16 protein-coding genes, 3 tRNA genes and 4 rRNA genes are annotated in these 25,159 nt (G+C 45.3%); 14 read left to right on the top strand and 9 right to left on the bottom strand.

The genetic code is table 11. The features are described 5' to 3' along the window. Positions 1 to 78 precede the first annotated feature (78 nt). Positions 79 to 2,649: an ATP-dependent chaperone ClpB gene (clpB, locus tag ACRRSY_RS04745; protein ID WP_432454283.1), complete on the top strand. Its 2,571-nt coding sequence runs from the start codon at positions 79 to 81 to the stop codon at positions 2,647 to 2,649. Between the two features lie 24 nt (positions 2,650 to 2,673). Here clpB and ACRRSY_RS04750 read toward each other — a convergent pair whose 3' ends face one another. Next, positions 2,674 to 2,946, bottom strand: a complete 273-nt coding sequence (locus ACRRSY_RS04750) for a hypothetical protein (RefSeq protein ID WP_432454282.1) — start codon at positions 2,944 to 2,946, stop codon at positions 2,674 to 2,676. 179 nt (positions 2,947 to 3,125) lie between these two features. Between ACRRSY_RS04750 and pssA the strand changes: the two genes are divergently transcribed. The 6 genes from pssA (at position 3,126) to rrf (ACRRSY_RS04780) (ending at position 9,723) form a co-directional block, all read left to right on the top strand. Then, a complete protein-coding gene (gene pssA, locus ACRRSY_RS04755; protein WP_432454281.1) occupies positions 3,126 to 3,965 on the top strand; it encodes a CDP-diacylglycerol--serine O-phosphatidyltransferase in 840 nt (279 codons plus the stop codon). A 472-nt stretch (positions 3,966 to 4,437) separates the two neighbouring features. After that, a 16S ribosomal RNA gene (locus ACRRSY_RS04760) occupies positions 4,438 to 5,980 on the top strand. A gap of 105 nt (positions 5,981 to 6,085) precedes the next feature. Then, positions 6,086 to 6,161, top strand: a tRNA-Glu gene (locus ACRRSY_RS04765). Between the two features lie 241 nt (positions 6,162 to 6,402). Continuing rightward, positions 6,403 to 9,290, top strand: a 23S ribosomal RNA gene (locus ACRRSY_RS04770). A gap of 111 nt (positions 9,291 to 9,401) precedes the next feature. Next, positions 9,402 to 9,517, top strand: a 5S ribosomal RNA gene (gene rrf, locus ACRRSY_RS04775). Between the two features lie 90 nt (positions 9,518 to 9,607). Next, positions 9,608 to 9,723: ribosomal RNA gene (gene rrf / locus ACRRSY_RS04780) — 5S ribosomal RNA — on the top strand. Together the 16S, 23S and 5S rRNA genes with 1 tRNA gene alongside form the textbook arrangement of a ribosomal RNA operon. A gap of 110 nt (positions 9,724 to 9,833) precedes the next feature. Here rrf (ACRRSY_RS04780) and ACRRSY_RS04785 read toward each other — a convergent pair. Continuing rightward, positions 9,834 to 11,567 (bottom strand): EAL domain-containing protein, encoded by a 1,734-nt coding sequence (locus ACRRSY_RS04785; RefSeq protein ID WP_432464438.1) that lies wholly within the window; start codon positions 11,565 to 11,567, stop codon positions 9,834 to 9,836. A 363-nt stretch (positions 11,568 to 11,930) separates the two neighbouring features. Further along, a complete protein-coding gene (locus ACRRSY_RS04790) occupies positions 11,931 to 12,908 on the bottom strand; it encodes an aldo/keto reductase (protein WP_432464439.1) in 978 nt (325 codons plus the stop codon). Positions 12,909 to 13,011: 103 nt separating this feature from the next. Between ACRRSY_RS04790 and ACRRSY_RS04795 the strand changes: the two genes are divergently transcribed. From ACRRSY_RS04795 to ACRRSY_RS04805, 3 genes are all read left to right on the top strand, one after another. After that, on the top strand, positions 13,012 to 13,890 hold the full coding sequence (locus ACRRSY_RS04795) for a LysR substrate-binding domain-containing protein (RefSeq protein WP_432454278.1): 879 nt from the start codon (positions 13,012 to 13,014) through the stop codon (positions 13,888 to 13,890). 98 nt (positions 13,891 to 13,988) lie between these two features. Continuing rightward, on the top strand, positions 13,989 to 14,555 hold the full coding sequence (locus ACRRSY_RS04800; RefSeq protein ID WP_432454277.1) for a DUF1415 domain-containing protein: 567 nt from the start codon (positions 13,989 to 13,991) through the stop codon (positions 14,553 to 14,555). A gap of 70 nt (positions 14,556 to 14,625) precedes the next feature. After that, complete coding sequence (locus ACRRSY_RS04805; protein WP_432454276.1) at positions 14,626 to 15,471, top strand: HDOD domain-containing protein; 846 nt, start codon at positions 14,626 to 14,628, stop codon at positions 15,469 to 15,471. 55 nt (positions 15,472 to 15,526) lie between these two features. Here the strand turns inward: ACRRSY_RS04805 and ACRRSY_RS04810 are convergent, their stop codons facing one another. From ACRRSY_RS04810 to ACRRSY_RS04825, 4 genes are all read right to left on the bottom strand, one after another. Continuing rightward, complete coding sequence (locus ACRRSY_RS04810; protein ID WP_432464440.1) at positions 15,527 to 17,680, bottom strand: TonB-dependent hemoglobin/transferrin/lactoferrin family receptor; 2,154 nt, start codon at positions 17,678 to 17,680, stop codon at positions 15,527 to 15,529. Between the two features lie 338 nt (positions 17,681 to 18,018). Further along, a complete protein-coding gene (locus tag ACRRSY_RS04815) occupies positions 18,019 to 18,927 on the bottom strand; it encodes an EamA family transporter (RefSeq protein WP_432464441.1) in 909 nt (302 codons plus the stop codon). Positions 18,928 to 19,569: 642 nt separating this feature from the next. Beyond that, positions 19,570 to 20,046, bottom strand: coding sequence for a PaaI family thioesterase (locus ACRRSY_RS04820; protein WP_432454273.1), 477 nt, complete (start codon positions 20,044 to 20,046; stop codon positions 19,570 to 19,572). Positions 20,047 to 20,295: 249 nt separating this feature from the next. Further along, a tRNA-Phe gene (locus ACRRSY_RS04825) sits at positions 20,296 to 20,371 on the bottom strand. A 428-nt stretch (positions 20,372 to 20,799) separates the two neighbouring features. Between ACRRSY_RS04825 and ACRRSY_RS04830 the strand changes: the two genes are divergently transcribed. Continuing rightward, on the top strand, positions 20,800 to 21,273 hold the full coding sequence (locus ACRRSY_RS04830) for an Lrp/AsnC family transcriptional regulator (RefSeq protein WP_432454272.1): 474 nt from the start codon (positions 20,800 to 20,802) through the stop codon (positions 21,271 to 21,273). Here ACRRSY_RS04830 and ACRRSY_RS04835 read toward each other — a convergent pair. After that, positions 21,266 to 22,000 (bottom strand): DUF3581 family protein, encoded by a 735-nt coding sequence (locus ACRRSY_RS04835; protein WP_432454271.1) that lies wholly within the window; start codon positions 21,998 to 22,000, stop codon positions 21,266 to 21,268. The genes ACRRSY_RS04830 and ACRRSY_RS04835 overlap by 8 nt on opposite strands. 348 nt (positions 22,001 to 22,348) lie before the next feature. Here ACRRSY_RS04835 and ACRRSY_RS04840 point away from each other — a divergent pair, with 348 nt between their 5' ends. Beyond that, entirely contained in the window at positions 22,349 to 22,843 is a 495-nt protein-coding gene (locus ACRRSY_RS04840; RefSeq protein ID WP_432461056.1) for a hypothetical protein, read from the top strand. Here the strand turns inward: ACRRSY_RS04840 and ACRRSY_RS04845 are convergent. After that, entirely contained in the window at positions 22,805 to 23,860 is a 1,056-nt protein-coding gene (locus tag ACRRSY_RS04845; protein WP_432461057.1) for a gluconeogenesis factor YvcK family protein, read from the bottom strand. The genes ACRRSY_RS04840 and ACRRSY_RS04845 overlap by 39 nt on opposite strands. Before the next feature lie 189 nt (positions 23,861 to 24,049). On the opposite strand from ACRRSY_RS04845, the gene ACRRSY_RS04850 reads away from it, so the two are divergent. After that, the gene (locus tag ACRRSY_RS04850) at positions 24,050 to 24,868 is read left to right on the top strand and encodes a UDP-2,3-diacylglucosamine diphosphatase (RefSeq protein ID WP_432461058.1); all 819 of its coding nucleotides are present in this window, start codon (positions 24,050 to 24,052) and stop codon (positions 24,866 to 24,868) included. Positions 24,869 to 24,994: 126 nt separating this feature from the next. Continuing rightward, a tRNA-Thr gene (locus tag ACRRSY_RS04855) sits at positions 24,995 to 25,070 on the top strand. Positions 25,071 to 25,159 lie beyond the last annotated feature (89 nt).

Below are 25,159 nucleotides of genomic sequence, written 5' to 3' on the forward strand. Positions count from 1 at the left end.
TAAACATTATTGAGCTTGAAAATTGGCCGTTCAACACCAACATAATAGGTAATAAACTATTTCATGTGGAGGTGTTAGATGCGCCTAGATCGATTCACAAGTAAGTTTCAATTAGCCATCTCTGATGCGCAGTCACTGGCATTGGGTAGAGATCATCAATTCATTGAACCTGTGCATTTAATGTCTGCGATGTTAAATCAAGATGCAGCTTCATTACGTCCATTGTTGGCGGAAGCTGGTATTGAAGGCAGCGCATTACGCTCTCAATTATCGCAGGCCTTAGAGCAACTCCCTCGAGTAGAAGGTACTGGCGGAGATGTTCAACTTTCTAACCAACTGGTGGTTTTGCTTAATCTTTGTGACAAGTTAGCGCAAAAGCGCAAAGATAAGTTTATTTCTTCAGAAATCTTCTTCCTAGCCGTCACCGAGGATAAAGGCAAACTCGGCGATATTATGCGTGGCTTAGGTGCTAATAAAGACAATATTAATAAAGCAATCGAAAAGCTACGTGGGGGTCAGAAAGTCGATGATCCGAATGCTGAAGATCAGCGTCAAGCATTAGAGAAATATACGATTGATCTAACCGAGCGCGCCGAGCAAGGTAAGCTTGATCCAGTGATTGGTCGTGATGATGAAATTCGTCGAACGATTCAAGTGCTGCAACGCCGGACTAAAAATAACCCGGTGTTAATTGGCGAACCTGGTGTTGGTAAAACAGCTATCGCAGAAGGTCTCGCGCAACGCATTATTAACCATGAAGTGCCTGAGGGCTTAAAAAATAAGCGGGTTTTATCCTTAGATATGGGCTCATTGGTGGCGGGGGCCAAATATCGAGGCGAGTTTGAAGAGCGCTTAAAAGCGGTACTCAATGAATTGTCGCAAGAAGAAGGTCAGGTGATCTTATTTATCGACGAGCTACACACCATGGTCGGAGCGGGTAAAGGCGATGGCGCAATGGATGCAGGCAATATGCTTAAACCAGCTCTTGCTCGGGGAGAGCTACATTGTGTTGGCGCCACAACTTTAAATGAATACCGACAATATATTGAAAAAGATGCCGCTTTAGAACGGCGTTTCCAAAAAGTATTGGTGGAAGAACCTAGCGTAGAAGACACCATTGCGATACTACGCGGGCTAAAAGAGCGTTATGAATTGCACCACTCTGTAGAAATTACCGATCCGGCAATTGTGGCGGCGGCAAATTTGTCAAATCGCTATATTTCCGATCGACAATTACCGGATAAGGCTATTGATCTGATCGATGAGGCAGCATCAAGCATCCGTTTGCAAATTGACTCCAAGCCTGAAGCGCTCGATAAATTAGAACGAAAAATTATTCAGCTGAAACTAGAAAGCCAGGCTTTGCAGAAAGAATCAGATAGCGCCAGTCAAAAACGCTTAATGTTGTTAGATGAAGAGCTGACCGATAAAGAACTGCAATTTAAAGAGCTTGATGAAGTATGGAAAGCCGAAAAAGCCGCGTTATCTGGCACTCAACACATTAAGTCTGATTTGGAGCAAGCTCGTTTAGATATGGACGTAGCACGCCGAGCTGGTGATTTGAATCGGATGTCTGAATTGCAATATGGAAGAATTCCTGAGTTGGAACGACAGCTAGATTTGGCGTCTCAGGCGGAAATGCAAGACATGAGTTTACTGCGCAATAAAGTAACCGATGCCGAAATTGCCGATGTGCTCTCGCGTTGGACGGGAATACCAGTAAACCGGATGCTCGAAGGCGAGCGTGAGAAACTGTTGCGCATGGAACAAGGGTTACATACCCGAGTGATCGGCCAAAGCGAAGCTGTGGTGGCAGTATCAAACGCTATTCGGCGCAGCCGAGCAGGTTTGTCTGATCCAAACCGCCCCATTGGATCGTTTCTATTTTTAGGGCCCACAGGGGTTGGTAAAACTGAGTTATGTAAAGCGCTTGCTGAATTTATGTTTAATACCGAAGACTCAATGGTCCGCATTGACATGTCTGAGTTTATGGAAAAACATTCGGTTGCGCGTTTAGTCGGTGCACCTCCCGGTTATGTGGGTTATGAAGAAGGTGGTTATTTAACCGAGGCGGTGAGGCGACGCCCGTACTCGGTGATATTACTAGATGAAGTTGAAAAGGCCCATCCAGATGTATTCAATATCTTACTGCAAGTGCTTGATGATGGGCGGCTAACCGATGGACAAGGGCGTACCGTCGATTTTCGTAATTCAGTCATCATCATGACCTCTAATCTTGGTTCCGATATTATTCAAGAGCGTCATGGCCAAATGACTCATGAGGAAATTAAAGTGGCACTCATGGAGGTTTTATCGCAGCAATTTAGACCTGAATTTATTAACCGTATTGATGAAACCGTCGTGTTTCATCCTTTAGAAGCTGCTCAGATCCGGGAAATCGCGCGAATTCAAGTCCAGCGGCTGGTGCCTCGTTTGGAAGAGCAGGGCTATAAGTTTGAGTTTAGTGATGCGGTGTTGGATAATCTTTGTCAAGCTGGCTTTGATCCGGTTTATGGTGCTCGCCCGCTAAAACGAGCGATTCAACAACGCTTAGAGAACCCGTTAGCCCAAGCGCTTCTCGCAGGTCAGCTTGAACCGGGGAAAACCATTGTGATTGAGTTTGTCGATGGACAACTTCGTTTTGGCTAACCGAAGTTCGCAATCAGCAAGCATCTAACTTTTTGGGTGAAGTGCTTGCTTTAATTGCTGCTTCTCTTTTTGTTTAAGTGTGAAATAGTTTTGAGTTTGTTTGGCATCGAGTAACTTTTGAATCTCGATGTCTTTTTGTTTTACTAAGTTTCGCATGGCTTTCCACATTTGTTTACGGTCACCGTCGAAACTAAAAAGTTCTTCCATTAAACGGTCATAAAGTTGTTCTAAGTGAGCAAACTGTTCAACCTGTTCATTATCCAATTGTAATTGCTCGGTCAATCTACCTATATTCATTGCGATACTACCAAGTTTATGCGCTCGCGATATTTAACGAAACGTAATACAGCGGTCAGAGTGTATTAGTCTTAATATATAGCTCATCGCTGCTTATTTGTCAGTGCAGCGCTATTAACAACTAAGGTGATATGCTATTTTTAGCCCACGTTTTTTAGGCAGTTTTATAGAGTAACTAAATGACAGAGCATAAAGTGGGAGAGGGAGCGAGACAAAAAGGTATCTTTTTACTCCCGAATTTATTTACTACCGCGGGTCTTTTTTCTGGATTTTATGCGGTTGTTGCGTCCATGAATGGTCAATTTGAAGCCGCTGCGATTGCTATTTTTGTGGCGATGATCTTTGACGGTGTTGATGGTCGTGTCGCTCGGTTAACCAATACCGAAAGTGCTTTTGGTGCCGAATATGATTCCATGGCGGATATGGTGTCTTTTGGTATCGCACCTGCGTTGGTTGCCTACAATTGGGCATTACATGACTTAGGTAAAATTGGCTGGTTAGCTGCATTCGTTTACACCGTTGGTGCAGCTTTACGTTTGGCGCGCTTTAATACTCAGGTTGGAATTGCCGATAAACGGTTTTTTCAAGGTTTAGCTAGTCCCGCTGCTGCGGCGGTTGTAGCCGGAATGGTGTGGTTTGCCCAAGATATAGATCTCTCCAGAAATAGTGCCGATATTGTGGCTTGTGTTGTGACGGTTATCAGCGGTTTGTTGATGGTCACTAATTTTAAATATCATAGTTTTAAGGGGATTGACCTTAAGGGGCGTGTGCCATTTTTTGCTGTGTTACTGGTGGTATTAGTATTTATTATTGTCGCGGTTAAACCTGCACTCGTATTGTTTACCTTGTTTGCGGCTTATGCCATTTCGGGCCCGATTTACACGATTCGTACAGTGAATAAGCTTAAGATTGAACATGTCGTCGGTGATGAGGAAGATCTTGACTCTAATCATAGCCACACAGAATCAGATTTGAACTCCGTTGAAAAAACATCTACTGAGACTAAAGATGTAAAGTGAGTAATCGTAAGGTATATTCATCAAAAGGCGCTTAATTAAGCGCCTTTTTGTGTGTTTGTTGTACGTTTTTAGATGTATCTACGGAAAAGTCGATAAAGTTTGAAATAATGGTTGCTTTCCTACATTGCTTCCCTATAATGCGACTCCACTGACACGGCGGGCAGCACGCAATAGCGCAGCAGCAAGCAGTCAGGGTTGGTAAGGCCTGAGGCTTTATCAGCGGCGGTTAAACGCTTCAAACTTTCCTTAGAAAAGTTCTTCGGAAAAGATTGAAAAAAGCGGTTGACAGTCACCGAGGATGGCGTAGAATGCGCACCTCGCTTCGCAAGAAGCAACGCTCTTTAACAATTTATCAAGCAATCTGTGTGAGCACTCACAGAGCACTAAGCGAAAAAAATTAGCTTAAGTGGACTGGAGTGACACACTGTTTTAACAGTAATAATTTCAGTATTTACTTTGAGCGAAAAAACTTTGATTGAAGAGTTTGATCATGGCTCAGATTGAACGCTGGCGGCAGGCTTAACACATGCAAGTCGAGCGGTAACATTTCTAGCTTGCTAGAAGATGACGAGCGGCGGACGGGTGAGTAATGCTTGGGAATATGCCTTTACGTGGGGGACAACAGTTGGAAACGACTGCTAATACCGCATAATGTCTTCGGACCAAAGGAGGGGACTCTTCGGAGCCTTTCGCGTAGAGATTAGCCCAAGTGGGATTAGCTAGTTGGTGGGGTAATGGCTCACCAAGGCGACGATCCCTAGCTGGTTTGAGAGGATGATCAGCCACACTGGGACTGAGACACGGCCCAGACTCCTACGGGAGGCAGCAGTGGGGAATATTGCACAATGGGCGAAAGCCTGATGCAGCCATGCCGCGTGTGTGAAGAAGGCCTTCGGGTTGTAAAGCACTTTCAGTTGTGAGGAAGGCAATATGCTTAATACGTATATTGTTTGACGTTAGCGACAGAAGAAGGACCGGCTAACTCCGTGCCAGCAGCCGCGGTAATACGGAGGGTCCGAGCGTTAATCGGAATTACTGGGCGTAAAGCGTACGCAGGCGGCTTTTTAAGCCAGATGTGAAATCCCCGGGCTCAACCTGGGAATGGCATTTGGAACTGGGAAGCTAGAGTTTTGTAGAGGGTGGTAGAATTTCAGGTGTAGCGGTGAAATGCGTAGAGATCTGAAGGAATACCAGTGGCGAAGGCGGCCACCTGGACAAAAACTGACGCTCATGTACGAAAGCGTGGGGAGCAAACAGGATTAGATACCCTGGTAGTCCACGCCGTAAACGATGTCTACTAGTTGTCTGTGGGTTTAACCCGTGGGTAACGCAGCTAACGCATTAAGTAGACCGCCTGGGGAGTACGGCCGCAAGGTTAAAACTCAAATGAATTGACGGGGGCCCGCACAAGCGGTGGAGCATGTGGTTTAATTCGATGCAACGCGAAGAACCTTACCTGCCCTTGACATACTAAGAACTTTCCAGAGATGGATTGGTGCCTTCGGGAGCTTAGATACAGGTGCTGCATGGCTGTCGTCAGCTCGTGTCGTGAGATGTTGGGTTAAGTCCCGCAACGAGCGCAACCCTTATCCTTATTTGCCAGCACGTAATGGTGGGAACTCTAGGGAGACTGCCGGTGATAAACCGGAGGAAGGTGGGGACGACGTCAAGTCATCATGGCCCTTACGGGCAGGGCTACACACGTGCTACAATGGCATGTACAGAGGGATGCGAACTCGCGAGAGCAAGCGGACCCCAGAAAGCATGTCGTAGTCCGGATCGGAGTCTGCAACTCGACTCCGTGAAGTCGGAATCGCTAGTAATCGTGGATCAGAATGCCACGGTGAATACGTTCCCGGGCCTTGTACACACCGCCCGTCACACCATGGGAGTGGGCTGCAAAAGAAGTGGGTAGTTTAACCTTCGGGAGGACGCTCACCACTTTGTGGTTCATGACTGGGGTGAAGTCGTAACAAGGTAGCCCTAGGGGAACCTGGGGCTGGATCACCTCCTTATTATGAACGTTTATGTTTTGTGACGTGTTCACACAGATTGCTTGATAGAAGATAAAGAGAGAAGTTCTAGTGTGGTTTAGAACCAACGAGAACAGCTAACGCAGTGTCCCGTTCGTCTAGAGGCCTAGGACACCGCCCTTTCACGGCGGTAACACGAGTTCAAATCTCGTACGGGATACCATTTCTCTCTTGGTTTAAGAAAATAAAGCTAAGCATTATGTTGATACAGTGCTTAGCTTTGGTTTCTAAGAAGCCGAATGCTCTTTAACAATTTGGAAAAGCTGATAAAAAATATCTCAAAAATACGAGTTAAATAACAAGTGTTTTTGGTATTCAAAAAATAAGGTGATCGTACTCGAGTGGCAGGATTTATACAGCCTGACCATTCAAGTGATTTAAGCGACAACATTTAGGTGTTGTATGGTTAAGTGACTAAGCGTATACGGTGGATGCCTTGGCAGTCAGAGGCGATGAAGGACGTGTTAATCTGCGATAAGCCATGTTGAGTCGATAAAAGACGTAATAGACATGGATTTCCGAATGGGGAAACCCACTGCATTTTATGCAGTATCGTAACGTGAATACATAGCGTTGCGAGGCGAACCCGGGGAACTGAAACATCTAAGTACCCGGAGGAAAAGAAATCAACCGAGATTCTGGTAGTAGCGGCGAGCGAACCCGGATTAGCCCTTAAGCTTCTTATAATTTAGTGGAACAAGCTGGAAAGTTTGGCCGTAGCGGGTGATAGCCCCGTACACGAAAGGTGATTTGAAGTGAAAACGAGTAGGACGGCACACGTGATATGTTGTCTGAATATGGGGGGACCATCCTCCAAGGCTAAATACTCCTGACTGACCGATAGTGAACCAGTACCGTGAGGGAAAGGCGAAAAGAACCCCTGTGAGGGGAGTGAAATAGAACCTGAAACCGTATACGTACAAGCAGTGGGAGCCTCTTTGTGGGGTGACTGCGTACCTTTTGTATAATGGGTCAACGACTTAATTTCAGTAGCAAGGTTAAGCGAATAGCGGAGCCGTAGGGAAACCGAGTGTTAACTGCGCGCATAGTTGCTGGGATTAGACCCGAAACCCGGTGATCTAGCCATGGGCAGGTTGAAGATTGGGTAACACCAATTGGAGGACCGAACCGACTAATGTTGAAAAATTAGCGGATGACTTGTGGCTGGGGGTGAAAGGCCAATCAAACCGGGAGATAGCTGGTTCTCCTCGAAAGCTATTTAGGTAGCGCCTCGGACGAATACTAGTGGGGGTAGAGCACTGTTAAGGCTAGGGGGTCATCCCGACTTACCAACCCTTTGCAAACTCCGAATACCACTAAGTACTATCCGGGAGACACACGGCGGGTGCTAACGTCCGTCGTGAAAAGGGAAACAACCCAGACCGTCAGCTAAGGTCCCAAAGTCATAGCTAAGTGGGAAACGATGTGGGAAGGCTTAGACAGCCAGGATGTTGGCTTAGAAGCAGCCATCATTTAAAGAAAGCGTAATAGCTCACTGGTCGAGTCGGCCTGCGCGGAAGATGTAACGGGGCTAAGCTATGCACCGAAGCTACGGGTACTTGCTTTGCAAGTGCGGTAGAGGAGCGTTCTGTAAGCCGTTGAAGGTGATTCGTAAGGATTGCTGGAGGTATCAGAAGTGCGAATGTTGACATGAGTAACGATAAAGGGGGTGAAAAGCCCCCTCGCCGAAAGACCAAGGTTTCCTGTTCAATGTTAATCAGAGCAGGGTGAGTCGGCCCCTAAGGCGAGACTGAAAAGTGTAGTCGATGGGAAACAGGTTAATATTCCTGTACTTCGTATAATTGCGATGGGAGGACGGAGAAGGCTAGGCCAGCGCGGCGTTTGGTTGTCCGCGTTTAAGGTTGTAGGCTGGACACTTAGGAAAATCCGGGTGTCTAAGGCTGAGGATTGATGACGAGTCACTAAGGTGATGAAGTGGTTGATGCCCTGCTTCCAGGAAAAGTCTCTAAGCTTCAGATTATACGAAACCGTACCCCAAACCGACACAGGTGGTTGGGTAGAGAATACCAAGGCGCTTGAGAGAACTCGGGTGAAGGAACTAGGCAAAATGGTACCGTAACTTCGGGAGAAGGTACGCTGCTGTTGGTGATGGGACTTGCTCCCTAAGCTGACGGCAGTCGCAGATACCAGTTGGCTGCAACTGTTTATTAAAAACACAGCACTGTGCTAAATCGAAAGATGACGTATACGGTGTGACGCCTGCCCGGTGCCGGAAGGTTAATTGATGTGGTTAGCGCAAGCGAAGCTATTGATCGAAGCCCCGGTAAACGGCGGCCGTAACTATAACGGTCCTAAGGTAGCGAAATTCCTTGTCGGGTAAGTTCCGACCTGCACGAATGGCGTAATGATGGCCAAGCTGTCTCCACCCGAGACTCAGTGAAATTGAAATTGCCGTGAAGATGCGGTGTACCCGCGGCTAGACGGAAAGACCCCGTGAACCTTTACTACAGCTTGACACTGAACATTGACCCTACATGTGTAGGATAGGTGGGAGGCTTTGAAGCGTTGTCGCTAGATGATGTGGAGCCGACCTTGAAATACCACCCTTGTAGTGTTGATGTTCTAACGTTGTCCCGTTATCCGGGATGCGGACAGTGTCTGGTGGGTAGTTTGACTGGGGCGGTCTCCTCCCAAAGAGTAACGGAGGAGCACGAAGGTTGGCTAAGTACGGTCGGACATCGTACGGTTAGTGCAATGGCATAAGCCAGCTTAACTGCGAGACAGACACGTCGAGCAGGTACGAAAGTAGGTCATAGTGATCCGGTGGTTCTGTATGGAAGGGCCATCGCTCAACGGATAAAAGGTACTCCGGGGATAACAGGCTGATACCGCCCAAGAGTTCATATCGACGGCGGTGTTTGGCACCTCGATGTCGGCTCATCACATCCTGGGGCTGAAGTCGGTCCCAAGGGTATGGCTGTTCGCCATTTAAAGTGGTACGCGAGCTGGGTTTAGAACGTCGTGAGACAGTTCGGTCCCTATCTGCCGTGGGCGTTTGAGAATTGAAGGGAGCTGCTCCTAGTACGAGAGGACCGGAGTGGACGAACCGCTGGTGTTTGGGTTGTTATGCCAATAGCATTGCCCAGTAGCTACGTTCGGAACTGATAACCGCTGAAAGCATCTAAGCGGGAAGCAGGCCTTGAGATTAATTCTCACTAGGACTTTAAGTCCTCTGAAGGGCCGTTGGAGACTACAACGTTGATAGGCAAGGTGTGTAAGTGCTGTGAGGCATTGAGCTAACTTGTACTAATTACCCGTGAGGCTTAACCATACAACACCTAAAGGGTGTTGCTTATAGATACTTTATTTTAGAAACCAAGAGTGCTTGTTATACTCGTGGGATATATCAGTTTTTTCGAATGTTAAAGACAACAAGTTTTTGCCTGGTGGCAATAGCGTTGTGGAACCACCTGAACCCATGCCGAACTCAGAAGTGAAACGCAACTGCGCCGATGATAGTGTGGGGTCTCCCCATGTGAAAGTAGGTCACTGCCAGGCACCTATTTTAAAAACCCAGCTATGTGCTGGGTTTTTTACTCTGAATTAACGCTATTTGGCTTAGACCTTTTTGTTCAGAGTTAAGTTTTGCCTAGTGGCAATAGCGTTGTGGCACCACCTGAACCCATGCCGAACTCAGAAGTGAAACGCAACTGCGCCGATGATAGTGTGGGGTCTCCCCATGTGAAAGTAGGTCACTGCTAGGCACCAAATAACCAAGCCCTGCTCTTAAGAGTAGGGCTTTTTTATTGCCTATAATAAGGTTGTTAGTTTTCTGCTTAACCGCGTATAGTTTGCTCTAGAATGCCTTTAGGCTTTAGCCGTAATTACTTGTTAAACTTACCGCTTGATCGATATATAGGCTGGACCTGTTATTTTGTTTGGCCGCTTTTTTCGCGCGACTCGCGGCTTCGCTGAGTGCTTCTATGCTTAGTTTATATTCAGCTAACCAACTTGTCACTCCAACGGCTAAGCCGATTAACGGAAAGAAACATTCATGGCCTTCACGGTTTTTTGAAATGATCCCTTGTGCGTCAAGATCTTTTTGGCGATAGAGTGTTTTGCTGCGTTGTTCGAAAGTTGCCAAGAGTTGCCTTACTGCTGTCTGCCAGTTATTTTCTATGAAAATGACAATGAAATCATCTCCGCCTAGGTGGCCAATAAAATGAGCTTTGCTACTTAGATGAGTCCTTAGCAATTCAGCGACTAGTTTTATCATTTGGTCGCCACGTTCATAACCACAACAGTCATTGAAAGGCTTAAAATTATTCAGATCAAAGTAGGCTAAATCGAAGGGCTTGCCGAACTGAATTAAGTTTTTTAGGCTGCGCTGTAAGGGCACATTCCCAGGTAGCAAGGTGAGTGGATTTGCATATCTGGCAAGTTGCAATTTGTATTCAGATAATTTGCGCATCACATCAACCGCGAGACCAAGTCCAAGGTACTTATCTTGTTGAGTAATAATAAAAGCGGCATCTAAGCCATTTGCAGTATGTTGGGTTAATCTTCTACCGATTTCGCTAAGGCTGGTATCACTCTCAATGATAAGGGGTTTGGCATCCATTAAGTCGGCTACTGATTTACGGTAATTCAGCGAATGTCCATAGGGGCTGGAATAACGGGATAAAAGCTCTTCTTTTTTGATTAAGCCTAATACCCGTAACTGCTGATCGACCACCGGTAAGCTGGTCATTTGTTTATCCTCGAGCATGGTGTTGAGTAGCTCTTTTGCCGACATATCTGGAGAGACAACGGTGACCGTTTTTGCCAATGAGAAGGCTGTTAAGAGTTCATTGTGGTTGGGTCGCTCTGGGGCGGTTTGTTGCTCCTTAGGGCGACCACTTGGTCGCGAAATATGGAAGCCCTGCATATAACCGAGTCCCAAGTTGCTTAGTTGTTGGTATTGTTCTGCATTTTCGATATTCTCGGCAATGACCTCGCTACCTATTTGTTTGGCTATTTCTAATATGCTGGATATAGCGAGTGGGATATTATTGTCATGTAATAATTCATTACAGAAAAATTGGTCGAGTTTTAAGTACTCAGGTGCTATTTGTAGCCAAGTTTTGAGGCCAGCGTAACCCGCTCCAAAGTCATCAAGGGCAAACTTGATACCGAGGTTCCTTAATTCGGTGATGCAGGCTAATAAGGTTTGGTCTACATTAATGGGGTGATGTTCGGTTAATTCGATAACTAGCTTTAAGTCGTCACTACGCAGGGCTTCAAATGCTGAAGTTCCCTGTCGATGGTAGATAGCCAATAAGGTATCAGGAGAAAAGTTAATGAATAAGGCGCCTTTTAACCGCATCCTACTGAATTGTTGTTTGGCTAAAATTGCACAATCTAGCTCCAGTTCTTGTAAGCGATCAAATTGTCGAGCATATTCAAAAAGAATCACTGGATGTCGGAAATAGCTATGTTTTGGACCGCGAGTGAGTGCTTCATAACCTAGGATTCGATTATTATTCTGGTCCCAAATCACTTGGAAAACGGTTGTTATTTCTCCTTCATCAACAATCCGATTAAATTCTAGCTGTAAGTCCTGTTGCATAAGCTGATTTACTCCCATTTCCTTATCCGCTAAGCAGCTATAACATGGTTTTTTTACTAAAAGATGACAGCCCTTAGTTTTTCTTGTCTCAAGTGTCAAGATTAGTGGTAAGAAAATTTTTTCTTTTTTCAGGAGCCTGTATCTAAATGTAGTCACTGAACAGACTGTTATAGAGCGAGTGATCGGGCTTGTTTATAAGGTCCTCATGTTTGATTAGGCTAGTTGCCTGATGATTGGCTGTGATAAAAAGATTTACAGACTTACTGTTGCTTGAGCGTAAAAAGTATTACAGCTGAGCCTCGCGGTGAATTAGTCACTGCGAAGCTGATTTGCTTGTGCGCTACTTTGCGGAGTCTGTTTCGGTTAACGGTTTCCGCGTACCCAAGGACTCACTTCAGTCTTATAGAATGTTGCGAGATCTTGGTGTAACTCGTTTGGCAATGGTGCCCGATTTGCATAACTTACATTTTGCGCGATTTGCTGTGGTTTACTTGCACCGGTAATCACGCTGGTGATTTGGGGCTGATCGAGCAGCCAGCGGATTGCGGCTTCGGCTAAGCTAATATTGATCGGTAGCAACTGTTGTAGTTGGGCGACCAGCGTTAAGGCTTTATCCAGTGGTAAGCCTGCAAAGGTTTCTCCTACATGAAAAGCCTCTCCATTTCGGTTGTAATTTCGATGGTCACTCTCGGCAAATTGTCGTTGCGCAGTGACGGCTCCGCTGAGCAGCCCGCTGGCATAGGGGAGTCGAGCGATGATACCGACTTGTTGCTGTTCTGCTTGCTCAAGTAGCTCATCTAGCGCCTCTTGGCGAAACAGGTTAATAATCACCTGAAGGCTGGTAAGCTGAGGATCGGCAAGACATAGTTTAGCTTCAGTCATAGACTCGATACTGGCTCCATAATGGCGAATTAAACCTTGCTGTTTAAAGTCTTGTAACCAACTAAAGACTTCACCATCTTGTAGTACTGGCAGCGGAATACAGTGTAGTTGGACCAGATCAAGCTGGTCGACTGTCAAACGCTTGAGGCTTGCTTCAATGCCTTTTTGTAGGCCTTGCTTATGATATTTATCGGGAAATAGAGCGGCGTCCCTGCCAATTTTAGTGGCGATGATGACGTCTTGGTGTTGCTTTGCAAACTGGCCGAGTAATCGCTCACTTCGCCCCGAGCCATAAACGTCGGCGGTGTCATAAAAGCGCACCCCACTGGCGTATGCTTGATCCAGAATTTGCTGGGCCTGCGATTCACTCACTGGGCCAAAATCGCCACCTAATTGCCAACATCCCAAGCCTAACTCAGTTAATGTTAAGCTACTTTTTCCAAGAATTCTGCTATGCATGTCGTTGCTCTCATAATGGGGTTGCGTGGCTTGAGTTTACCGTGCTTTTGTTATTATATATTTTACTAATATTCAGAAACATTGTTCATTAAATGGGGGTAATATGTTTGCTGGCGTGCTTGATTTTGTGGCCGTAGTGGACGCGGGCAGTTTTACCGCCGCGGCTGAAAAGCTAAGTCGCTCTAAAGCGAGTGTAAGCCAGCGAATCAGTGATCTCGAAGCGCGTTTAGGCGTGCAATTACTGTTTCGTTCAACCCGTAAACTGCGTCTTACAGAAGCCGGACAAAGCTATTATCATAGTTGTCGGCTAGCCCTTGAACAGCTGGAACAAGGGGCGTTGGTCGCGCAGCAATCTCAGGAGCAGTTGCAGGGAAAGGTGGTGATTAACTCCGTCGGTGGCATTTTTGCCGAACAGTGGTTAGCGGGCGCTTTGTTAGCTTTTGGTCAGCGATATCCCAATATTGAGCTGGAGTTGGATTTATCTTCGCAACGCGAAGATTTGCTGGCCGCGCCTTTTGATATTGTTATTCGGATGGGGGCATTGCCAGACTCGGGGTTACCGGTTCGAGTGTTAGCGCATTTAGCGAGCCATGTTGTGGCGAGTCCAGCCTATTTGCGTCGACATGGACGCCCTCAGCATCCTGAGCAGTTAAAGTCGCATCAATGCTTGTGTGGAAGTCTCACGCATTGGCCTTTTGTTCAGGGCCAACAGCGGATCTCGGTGAGTGTAAATGGGGCCTTTGCGTGTGCCAATGGGCATGTATTAAAGCAAGCTGCTTTACAGGGCTTCGGTTTAATCCGCAGCCATGAGATGTACTTGCGTGATGCGATACAGAGCGGACGTTTAGAAGCGGTATTAGAAGATTGGCAAGCCGATAGTCAGCCTCTTTGGATGGTCTTTCCCCCGGCCCGTTTTCGAGCTAAACGAGTACTCATGTTGGCCGACTGGTTAGTTGACTACGCCAAATCTCACCCTATTTAATTTTTTAATTTAGCTGTATTTGGCTTTTTTAGAGTTGTAACAAGGGTGATTTAGATATAACTTCATGCGTGCTTATTTGCCAAGATTAAGGAAACGGCATGTCAGGTTCTACGATTAGCGGCGGTTCGCAACTCGTGTCAGCGATACAGCAGCAGACGCATCAATGGTTGCAATCTTTTGTGGTGAAATACAATATTTGCCCCTTTGCGAAGCGTGAAGTTGAACGTGGTTCTATTCGTTACAAAATTGTCGATAGCGACGATATTGAGGCGCAATTAGCGACATTGTTGGAGGAGTGTCAAATCCTGGATACTCAGCCTGAAATAGAGACCACTTTATTTATTATCCCTCAGTTAAGTGATTTTTATGATTATTTGGACTTCGTTGATTGGTCCGAAGGTTTGTTGGGTGAGCAAGGTTATAACGGTGTATACCAGGTGGCGAGCTTTCACCCTGATTATTGTTTTGCGAATGCGTCCAAAGACGATCCCAGTAACTATACTAATCGTTCTCCTTATCCGATGCTGCATTTAATCCGAGAGCAAACCATTACCCGTTTAAGCCGTTTACATCCTGATCCTGAAGGGATCCCCGAGACCAATATTAAATTGACTCAGCAACTTGGTCTTGAAGCGCTGAAGCAGATTTTATATAACTGTAAATGAACTAAGTTTGTTTAGATCTTTTATAGAAAACCCACAGCAACGAGACCCATCGTATAAGTCCGGAGACGGTATGTCATTAACCATTACAGCCGCTGAGAAAGCGATTTTAGCCGATTTAACTATTCCGCCTCGCCCCCAGGTATTGTTAACGATTACTCAAGAAACAAAAAAATCAGAACCTCATGTTGCAACTATCGCCGACGCCATTGCGAGTGATGTTGCGATCTCGGGGGCGGTACTACAAATTGTTAATTCAGCTGCATTTCGTCGTAGCCACGAAATTAAGTCGATCCATCAAGCCGTGATGACCTTGGGAATTAATCGGGTTTTTCCTATTGTGAAAGCGGTGGCGCTTAAGGGGGCGATGCCACAGTCTAAAGCTTTAGATGCATTTTGGCTTGAGGCTAATTTATTAGCGACTAGCGCTGCGGCCGCTGCTGAAGAGTTAGGGTTCGAAAGTGCGAAAGACAATGCTTATATGTTGGGATTATTTCATCAAGCGGGCGTACCTGCCTTATTGCATTCTTTTGCGGACTACGAAGCTTTGTTGGTTCAGGCGAATGATATGGGCTGGGCTAATTTTGCGAATGCCGAGCGTCAGCAATATGGAACATCCCACGCCACGGTAGCGGCTCTGATCGCGCAGCAATGGAATTTACCAAAGGTTATGGTGGAAGCCATTTATTACCAACATGATAGTGATGGTCTGTTTAGTTCACAGGAGTTGGGTAAATCCTCACTGGTGATGTTAGCCATTTTGAAAATAGCTCGTATCTGCGCTTATCGAAAGTTGGGCGTTAGTAGTGAAGAAGCCGTATGGCAAGACATTTATGATGCTTTGTTAGTCTTCTTGAATATTGAAGAGCAACAGTTGGAAGATGTATTGAACGCGGTAACAGAGACTCTGAATGCCTAATGGATACAGGCTATGTTCATATTGGAACACAGCCTGTAATCATTAGCTAGGCGTTTTAAAATTGATAAGCGACATCAACTCCCCAATTTCGGCCTGCCTGGCTATAACGATCCAGTCCTTGGGCGTCGTTATCTTGGCCGTCGAGGTCAGAATAATGCCAATATTTTTGATCAAAGGCATTAAATAAGCCCGCACGTAACGTGAGCTTTTCGAGAGGTTGGTAGTAAGCGGTTAAATCAACTAAGGCATAACCTGGCGCGTTGGCATTATCTTCATTTGACCAATCATCCCCTTGCTTCGCGGCGACCATGGTTAGGTTCAGTTCGCTGCCCCAAAGGTCTTGTGGTTGATCGTAGCCTAAACCCCAAACGATAGTCAGCGGTGCAACCGTGTCCAGTGCGCTGCCATCTTGCTTATTCTTCCCTTGTGCATAGGCAACACTAATTCGACTATAACTGCCTTCTGGAGCACCCCAAGCTTCATCTAACCAATAGTTACCCTTGAATTCTACGCCGTATATTTCAGCTTCATCAATATTTTCGTTCGTTGTGATCCCTGCAGGATAGCTTGGGTTGCTATAGTCTACCGAAGCATTAATGAAGTCGGTGTAGTCGTTGTAGAAGCCAACTAGTTCGATGGTTGAGACGGAATTATTCGCTCGCAAACCTAGTTCATAACTTTGGCTTTGTTCAGGTTTTAGTTCCGGATTAGAAACCATGGCGTAGCCGTAGCTTGCATTGTCAAAATCGTAATATAGTTCCTTGATAGAGGGCGCTCTAAAGCCTTCACTATATTGAACAAAGGAACTGAAGTTCTGGTTCCAATGATAAACCGCGCCTAATCGAGCGGTCAGTGCATCGCTGTTATGCTCTAACAAACCGCTCGTCTCATTGGGTTTTGCAGTGTAGTCGTCGTAACGCAGGCCAGCACTAATGATCAGAGATTCATTGAGTAAATAAATATTATCCTGAACAAATACGCCGTATTTTTCTGACTCGGCATTTGGCACTTCTGGTTCTCCCGGGCTAACGGTGCCGGAATCGAATAAGTGAGTGCGATAGTCGAGCTCAAAATCACTATTGATAGCACTTAAGCCATAGCTGAGTTGGTGGCTTCCATACTCAAATACTAATTCTTTATCGAACTGAGCATCAAACTGAAGGCTACTGTCTTCGCCATTCCGTTCGCGGTTACGATTGCCGTAGATCCCCGTCGTATCAAAAGTATTGTGTTCGGTTTTACTTTGCTGATGACTGAGTTGCCAAAATAGTTTATCGAAGGCGACGTTTTCACTTAACCAGGTATGGTTTATGCCCAGACGCAGCCGAGTATCTTGGTCATCAGATCTCACATTGGTATAGGTAAAGCTTGGCGACATGCCATAGCCTTCATTGCTGAGGATCCTGCCCTCAGCTTGACGTTGATATAGTTCTGCAACTAAGCCAAATTTATGCGCTTGATTTGCCTGAAAATTTATTTTTGCCAATAAGTTATGTGAATCAAAGCTGTAGGGATCCGCCTGACCGCGGTCACGACCATTTATATCAGCACCAGATGAATGGCTTTGGTACTCACTGCCATCGCGATAGGTGTAAATAGCTAAACCTTCCCATTTATCGTATCGTTTGGCGATTTCTATGGTGGTTTTGTAGGCTTCGTCGGCGCTGCTATAAGCACCTTTCAGTGCTACATGATTGGTATTGCCAGGCTCAAGGACATCCTCAGGGTTTTTGGTCCTTAGTAGCACAACACCACCCAGTGCATCACTCCCATAAAGGCTTGAGGCTGGCCCTTTGTTAATTTCTAGAGAGGTGAGGGTGTCAATTTCGTAGCTATTAGGACCCTTGTTCATAACTTCCCCACCAGGATTATAGGGAGTTGGTTGTTCAATGCCGTCTACCATGAGTTTTACACGGCTTCCTTCCATCCCTCGAATGTTAAATCCGGTCGTACCATAGCGTCCTTGGCCTGTGGTGCTCACCCCAGGCTCGTAACGCACGCTATCTTTTAGGTTGTTCGCCATTTGTTGCTCTAGTTGCTCAGAGCCAACCGCGCTCACACTAGAAGAAATATCTTTAATGCTCTGTTCGGTTCGAGTGGCCGATACCACGACTTCATCGAAAACAGTACTGGCGGTTTCAGCATAAGCAGCGGGGCTTAAGCTGAGTAATACGGCGTTGGCAATAAGAGTGCGATTGAGTATTTTCATAGTGTCAGGCTCTATCCATATCCTGTGGAACAAATTAAGAAGGCTTACTATACACAATACGAATGCGAATTAAAATCATTTGCGTTTAATAATTATTCTTTGTAATCAAGCTGAAGCTTTGGCTTTGCTGGAGACAACATGAGAATAAGAGCGCAGACAAACGATCTGGGAGCGAGATAGAATCACTATTTTTATGTCTGCGCTGAGGCAAGGGGGGATTGGGGGCTCACATTTTGCTTGAATTATTGTGAGTCGTAATCCAAGGCCACCAATTTAAATCGCTGTAAAAAGTCAAGCTTGTAGAAGGATCTGCTGGAGGAATTTGTTGAGCTTGAGGCTTATTTGGGGCTAAGTCGTCGTACCCCTTTAATGTAGCCGCCAAATATGTTTAGCAGCAAGCCGAAGATAATGATGAGCGCGCCTAAGAGTTGCCCGGTGCTGAGTGTTTCTCCTAATAATAATGCTGCACTTAGAATGCCTACAACTGGAACCAATAAGCTTAAAGGGGCGATCCGCCAGGTTTCATATTGACTCAGTAGTCTTCCCCAAATGGCGTAGCCGACGATCGTGGCAATGAAAGCAAGATAGATCAAAGCAAAGATGGTTTTGCTACTAATTTTCGTTAGTTGAATAGCGTTGATCTGTGGCGCTTCAAATATAAAAGAACAAAGGAAAAAAGGCACAATAGGGACTAAGGCACTCCAAATCACCAACGATAACATCGACACATTTGCATCGCGCATGATCAGCTTATTGCTAATATTTCCCAAAGCCCAAGACAGTGCGGCTCCGAGCGTAAGTACGATAGCAATTAGAGGGATCCCGCTTGAGTTTGCAGTGCCTAAACTTGCATCAGCAAGTAAGGCCATCCCAAGGCTTGCGGTGATGATGCCAACAATATGATTCCATCTTAATTTTTCCGATAATAGCCACACACCGAGCATAATAGTAAAGAAGGCCTGCATTTGTAGAACCAACGAAGCAAGGCCTGCAGGCATTCCCAAGTTAATGGCTAAAAATAATAGTAAAAACTGTCCAAAACAAATCGCCATTCCATACATCAATAAATATTTGAACGGCGTTTTAGGTGGTTTCACTAGAAAGACTGCGGGAAATGCGACCAAGCTAAAGCGCAGGCCTGCCAATAGCATCGGTGGCAGTTCATACAATGCGACTTTGATTACCACAAAGTTTAAGCCCCAGACTAAAACAACGGTCAGTGCTAACAACAAATCTTTGAATGGCATTACCTTGTTTCCTTGTTCTGCTATGAGGTCATTTTTAAGTTTAAGAAGCGCTGTCTTTCGCGGCTCATTTTGACCTGCAATACACCCTTTTGGTTGCAGTGATTGGGGCCGACCAAGCATCAAATTCTGCGTACTCGCGGCGAAGCTCTTTCTTCGGTGGCAATGAATCGCTTCACTTCATTTCAGTGATGATTTGATACTGGACCGATATATTCATAAAAATAAGCTAAACAGAACATCACGACTAGATTCATGAGTCAAGTGCAGCGTGGCGCTTGTGGGTATAAATGAGCGGGGTATAGCGGGTTTAGCATGGCGAACGTTAGCGCATCAGACTGCTATTGAGCAACGTTTATTCATAGCAAACTCAATCATTATCTGTTGATTGTTGCCAGCTTAAATCACGGCTAACTGCGCTATGTATCTTTTAATTGGAGCCACAAGTTACTGCGCTTCATGCCTGACTATCGGCAGATTTATTCTGCGCAATTAGTTACTCATATCATTCATCAGATTGGGGGAGGGGGAACACGCTCTATGGTTGTTAATTCCATGCCCCCACCCAATATCGCTCTATAGCCAGAGAAATGCATTGGCGAGGCATTGCAGCCAGCTTGCCATGCACATGATGCCAAATACCGCTTATACAAGCGCCTTGAGCGATAGGGTTAATGAAAACTGTGCCACAACCTCATCCCCACTAATAGAAGGGCAGGTGGCGATGATAGTGACCGCTTGATTGACTCTCTCTCCACTGTTCATGGTGTGTTGAAGCATCTGGTCGATCAGTGCACCATCTCGACAGGTGAAAATAACGTCTGCCTCTGGCCGTTTAAGAAATTGCGCCTCAACGGCCTTAAATGCCAAGGAAACCCGTTTGCCATACTGTTCTGCTTTGGCAATAGCCAAGAAGCCTCCCGCAACATCGGCACCGACCGCTAAACTACCAAAATACATGCTATTGAGATGATTTTTAGTGCGCCGTTTTAAGGGGATTTTAACAACGACTTGCTGTTCATCTATCGCTAGAATTTTAGGGCGGCAGTACCAGATGAGTGGCACTTTAAAGATCCCAAATAAGCGAAGGGTTGTGTTGGCTTTGCGGACACTGGGAAGCATAATGACTCCTAGTTAAAGAGGTCTTACCAGTAGAGCTTTTTGTTAACAAAAAGTCAACATATTCTTTCGGCTGTGGAATGAGCAGCAGCTTATCGGGGGGAGTCAATGAAGCACTTTTAAAGTAAACCGTTGGGCTAATTCCAGCCAATGCTGAGCATTGCAGCTTTTAAAGTTAATGTGAGGGAGACTGGCAGCAATCAGCTTGTTTAGAAACGAAAAAGGCCTGCATCAATGCAGGCCTTTTAAAGGTGGTGCCCGGAGGCGGAATCGAACCACCGACACGAGGATTTTCAATCCTCTGCTCTACCGACTGAGCTATCCGGGCGACGGGCGCTATTAAACGAATTTTACCGGTTTAAGTCAACCGAATTTGGTAAAAAAAATGAAATAAATGGCGATCGACTAAATGCCATACAACAACTGCTAAAAGAATAAACAAAAAGGTGGCCAAGGCCACCTTTAGTCAGTTTCGATACTTTTGCAAAGGGTATTTGCTTTGGCTCTTAGTGGGCACTTGATTGATGCCTTAAGAGGGGCGTCGTTGCACTGGATAAATGCTATGACGACAATCAGTGGGTAAACTAATTGCTGTTACCTTGTATTTTTCACTGTAAATAGTGTATTTAAAATTTACGGGAGAGTGCTTGCTAATATTGTTTTAATTGAGTGTTTTTTTGCAATGACTGTTGATGGTTTAGTGTAATTAGGGTGAAATGTGCTAAGGATGAATTAACATACAATAATGGGTGGCGTATGCGCTTAGATCGGACAGATAAAAAGATTTTGGACTTAATGCAAAAAAATGGGCGTATCAGCAATTTGGAACTTGCTGAGCTCATTGGTTTATCGCCTTCTCCATGCTCTCGCAGAGTTAAAGCTTTGGAAGATGCAGGTTTAATCGCCAAGCACGTGACCCTACTGAATAAGAAAAAACTCAATTTGAATTTAACGGCATATATTCATATTTCTATGGACCGACACACCCCTGAGCGCTTTGAGAATTTTCAGAACATTATTAGTGCTTATGAAGAAGTGATGGAGTGTGTGCTGGTGACAGGCACAGACGCTGATTATCAGTTAAAAGTAGTGGTGCCTGATATGGAACACTATCAGGCACTTTTACTGGGGAAGTTAACCCGTATCGAAGGAGTTACAGGGGTACGTTCAAGCTTCGTATTGCAGCAAGTGTTTAGCCATACAGCCTTGCCCCTGTCCCACATTAAGTAATTGAGTTGTTACTTGATTGCTGTCGCTCAAGAAAGGCCTGACGACAGCCTTCATAGTTGGCGATTAAAAGATCACTTTCAGATTGCTGGTAAGGTAATAAGCTCCCCAAAACCATCCGCTTCTGACCAGTCCCTATTGCTTGGCCATTTTCTGAAATGGTAAATTTCAATAGCGCTACACCACGCTTGCCATTCGGAATATATTCGCCACCGGCAAATTCTAAATGCGGAGAAGCACTAGGGAGGCGGTCTAAGTGCAAACTCATGTTTTCGTATATGACTAAGGGACGTTTGCGGTTGAGCATCAGTCCTTGTTCTTTTAACAGAGGTACTAAAATATGTGGGAAGTTACGACCCGAGAAACGAACGTAGTCTTGAATGATGTCGCCGATGATCTGATCATCTTTAATTTTTTCACCACTGCGCTCTACTGTTAAATATTCCTTACCGCTTTGATCCACTAACTGACAGTGTTGCTCGGTTTGCAGGATGCTTAAAGGAACACCGTCGGTGACCATGCCAGCGAAAGTAAATTGCATATTTTGGCTTAGCCCAAGTTGGCTGAGCATGACCGAGAAAAGTAAGTCACCGGGAACACAAAATCGAGAAGAATCAGCGTCGTGGATTGCGTTAAAGTCATTTGCAACACCTTTTGCAAAGTTGCAAGCTTGTTGGCGACTAAACACAAATTGTTGATTATTCTGACTAAAATATTGGCTTACATTCATTTCTATAAGTTCACTTAGCTAGGCTGTTGGCGACCGGCGATTCTAACAAAAATTAAGGCCGAGGTGGTAATATCAGTATAAAATTTCTTTATAAATTTATTTTACGGGGATTATTCTAGGCCTAAATTGGGCCAATTAACTAAGTAATTCATTTCATTTGAGTATTCCCTTTTATTCAAATCGCTAACCTTTCCGCTAATATCTTTATTATCATTAACAAGCTTTGCAAGTGCGACTTTCTCCCCTACCTTTAAATGATGTAACAAGTTACTTGCCATTCGTCATGTGCAGGGAAACAAATAATTGTTAACCAGCTTGAATACAATAGAACCCAAGGTGAACCATGATATGCCAAATCTGAGCAATAATAGAAACTGGATCATGCTGGCGATGATGATGCTGATCGCAGGTATCGTTAGCGCAGGGGTCATTTTATTTAACAAGGCGGTACCACAGTTCCAGTTAAGCTTTATTGCCCAAAGTTCGTTTGGAGAAACTCGTTTAACGCTTGATTGTGAGCATTATCGTTATTCAGTACATGAAAATTTTGTTGACCATCGTAGTAGTCGTGAATCGGTACAGCATTTGTCCTCAAGCATTTGTGTTGAGGTTTATCGTTTATTACAGCAGGTGCCAAAACAATTAGCCTCGGTGTATAACGAGCAGCATCGCCCACAGAAAATGATGTTATGGACCGAAGGGAACAAGCGTTTTCAGTGGCGTTGGCAAAACAAATATGAGCCTTCACTTAAACCCATATTTGCCCACTTAGATGATTTGGTTCAGCAGATACCTGCTTCAGCCCTAGCCGGAGGCTCCCACCTTGATCTGCGGATCTACTAGTACCTCAAGGGCGTCTTGCTGCAGATGTAAATCGCTTAAGTAAGGACTAAGAGCATTCGCGAGTTTTTCAGAGTCATGGCGGACAATAGTACTATCGTCATCAATTAAATCTGTGTAAATCACTTGGTAGCGTTGCTGAAGTGCTTCAAGGTTATCAACCGCTACGACTTGAGCGCGCTCTAGATTGTAGCTGGCGATCATGTTTGGATTTGGGATGTGCTGGTTTACCACCACCACGTCGAGAGATCGCCCTAGGTAGTGCTCTAGTTCGTCGATAAATTGTTCCAGATTGTAGCCGTCTGTCTCGCCAAATTTAGTCATAATATTACTGACGTAAATCAGTTTTGCTTGACTACTCATCATCGCTTGCTTCACTCCTGGGACTAATAAATTAGGAATGATACTGGTATAAAGATCACCAGGGCCGAGGATAATCGCCTTCACGCTATTGATCCGCTCAATTACGGGTGGGTAAACACGTACTTGCTCGGCGTGGTGCGGAACCAAGAAAACATTGGCGATTTTTTCTCGCTGGTCTCCGCGTGGTAAATCGATGGCGCTTTCACCGAAGACGCGCTCACCACTGGTCAATTCGGCCACTAAAGTTGATTTGTCTACCGTCACCGGCAGTATCTCTCCTTCAACATCGAGCATTTGTGCCAAGCCTTGGATCCCTTCAGAAAACGAGCCGCTATATTGTGACAGCATGGTGAGCAACATATTTCCTGCGCTATGGCCTGTCAGTCGTTTCCCCTTGGTAAAGCGTTTTAGCAATAGTTTTCGAGCCAGCTCTCGATAGGGTGAGAGCGCTAACACGCATTTGAGAATATCGCCAGGAGGGAGTATACCGAGTTCATCACGTAATCGGCCCGTGCTACCACCACTATCGGTCATTGATACGATGGCGCTAATTGCGAGTTGTTGGTTATCTCTTAAGGCTGACAACAAAACAAAGTGGCCACTGCCACCGCCAATAGTAGCGATAGAAAGTAGCTTTTTAGGTGGAGGGGATGTCACGAGTTATGGTACTCCGAGAAGATTTATCACGCGCATTGCTAAACAATAGACTAATTGAGTTTAGTTCACCAAGCAATGCAACCAGAGCCGTGCTTTGTTAGCGTTGTCATACTCTGGTAATAAAATTGTCACTTTTTGATCAAGACGGTCTCTTAAATTAGCCTTAACAGGGAAAGTTTGGGCTAATGTATGGCGAATACACAACTTTATCAAAGCTTATGGCTATCAGATATTCATTTAGGGTGTAAAGATTGCAAGGCAGAGATGCTGTTGCAATTGCTACAGCAAACCAAGGCCAAGCGGGTATTTTTGGTTGGCGATATCGTTGATATTTGGGCTTTAAAACGCCGGGTATATTGGCCTGAATCGCATAATCAAGTGTTATTACATCTCATGAACTTGAATAAGAATGGCTGTGAGGTGGTCTATATTCCTGGTAATCACGACCAACTATTCAAGGCCTATCAAGGCATGCATATAGGGAGTATCGTGGTTGCTAAGCAGTATCTATATACCAGCCTTAGCGGTCATCGAATACTGATGTTGCATGGTGATCAGTTTGATGAAGAAGTTTGTTTTGGTCGTTTTTATGCCAAATTGGGTGATCACCTCTATGATTTGTTGTTGTTTTTAAATCGTAGTGTTGGAAAAGTTCGGCATCTATTGGGTTATCCCTATTGGTCTTTGGCGGGATACATCAAGTTGAAAATAGCGAAAGCGACTCAGGCGATTGCTAGCTATCGTAGAGCAGTCGTGAATGAAGGGCTTCGTCAGCAGGTTGATGTTGTTGTTTGTGGCCATATCCATCACCCAGAGTTGAGTCAGCAGCAAGGATTGATTTATGCCAACGATGGCGATTGGATTGAAAACTGCACCCTATTGTGTGAAACCATGGATGGACAATTAGAATTACATCGCTGGGACGATCGCTTGGAGACCACCGTGCTGGTTGATTCGGTGGCATTATTGGAGCCCGAGTTGTTAAAGCACGAGGATAAAGTAGCTTGATTGGCGAATAAATTAGCACTTGAATCATTGATGCTCTTTTTTTTGCTTTTCAGCGTTGACAAACTCACCGAAAATCCGTTTAATAGCGCCCCGTTGATAGCAGATATCAACGTGTACCAACAGTGTGCCGATTTAGCTCAGTTGGTAGAGCAACTGACTTGTAATCAGTAGGTCGCCAGTTCGACTCCGGCAATCGGCACCATTCTTTTTAAAGCCCCGTCATACGACGGGGCTTTTTCATTTTTAATGTTGATTCGGCTGGTAGATTTGGTTTTTAAAATCAGCTGGTTT

The organism is Agarivorans sp. QJM3NY_33, from assembly GCF_050870865.2.
Classification (GTDB): domain Bacteria; phylum Pseudomonadota; class Gammaproteobacteria; order Enterobacterales; family Celerinatantimonadaceae; genus Agarivorans.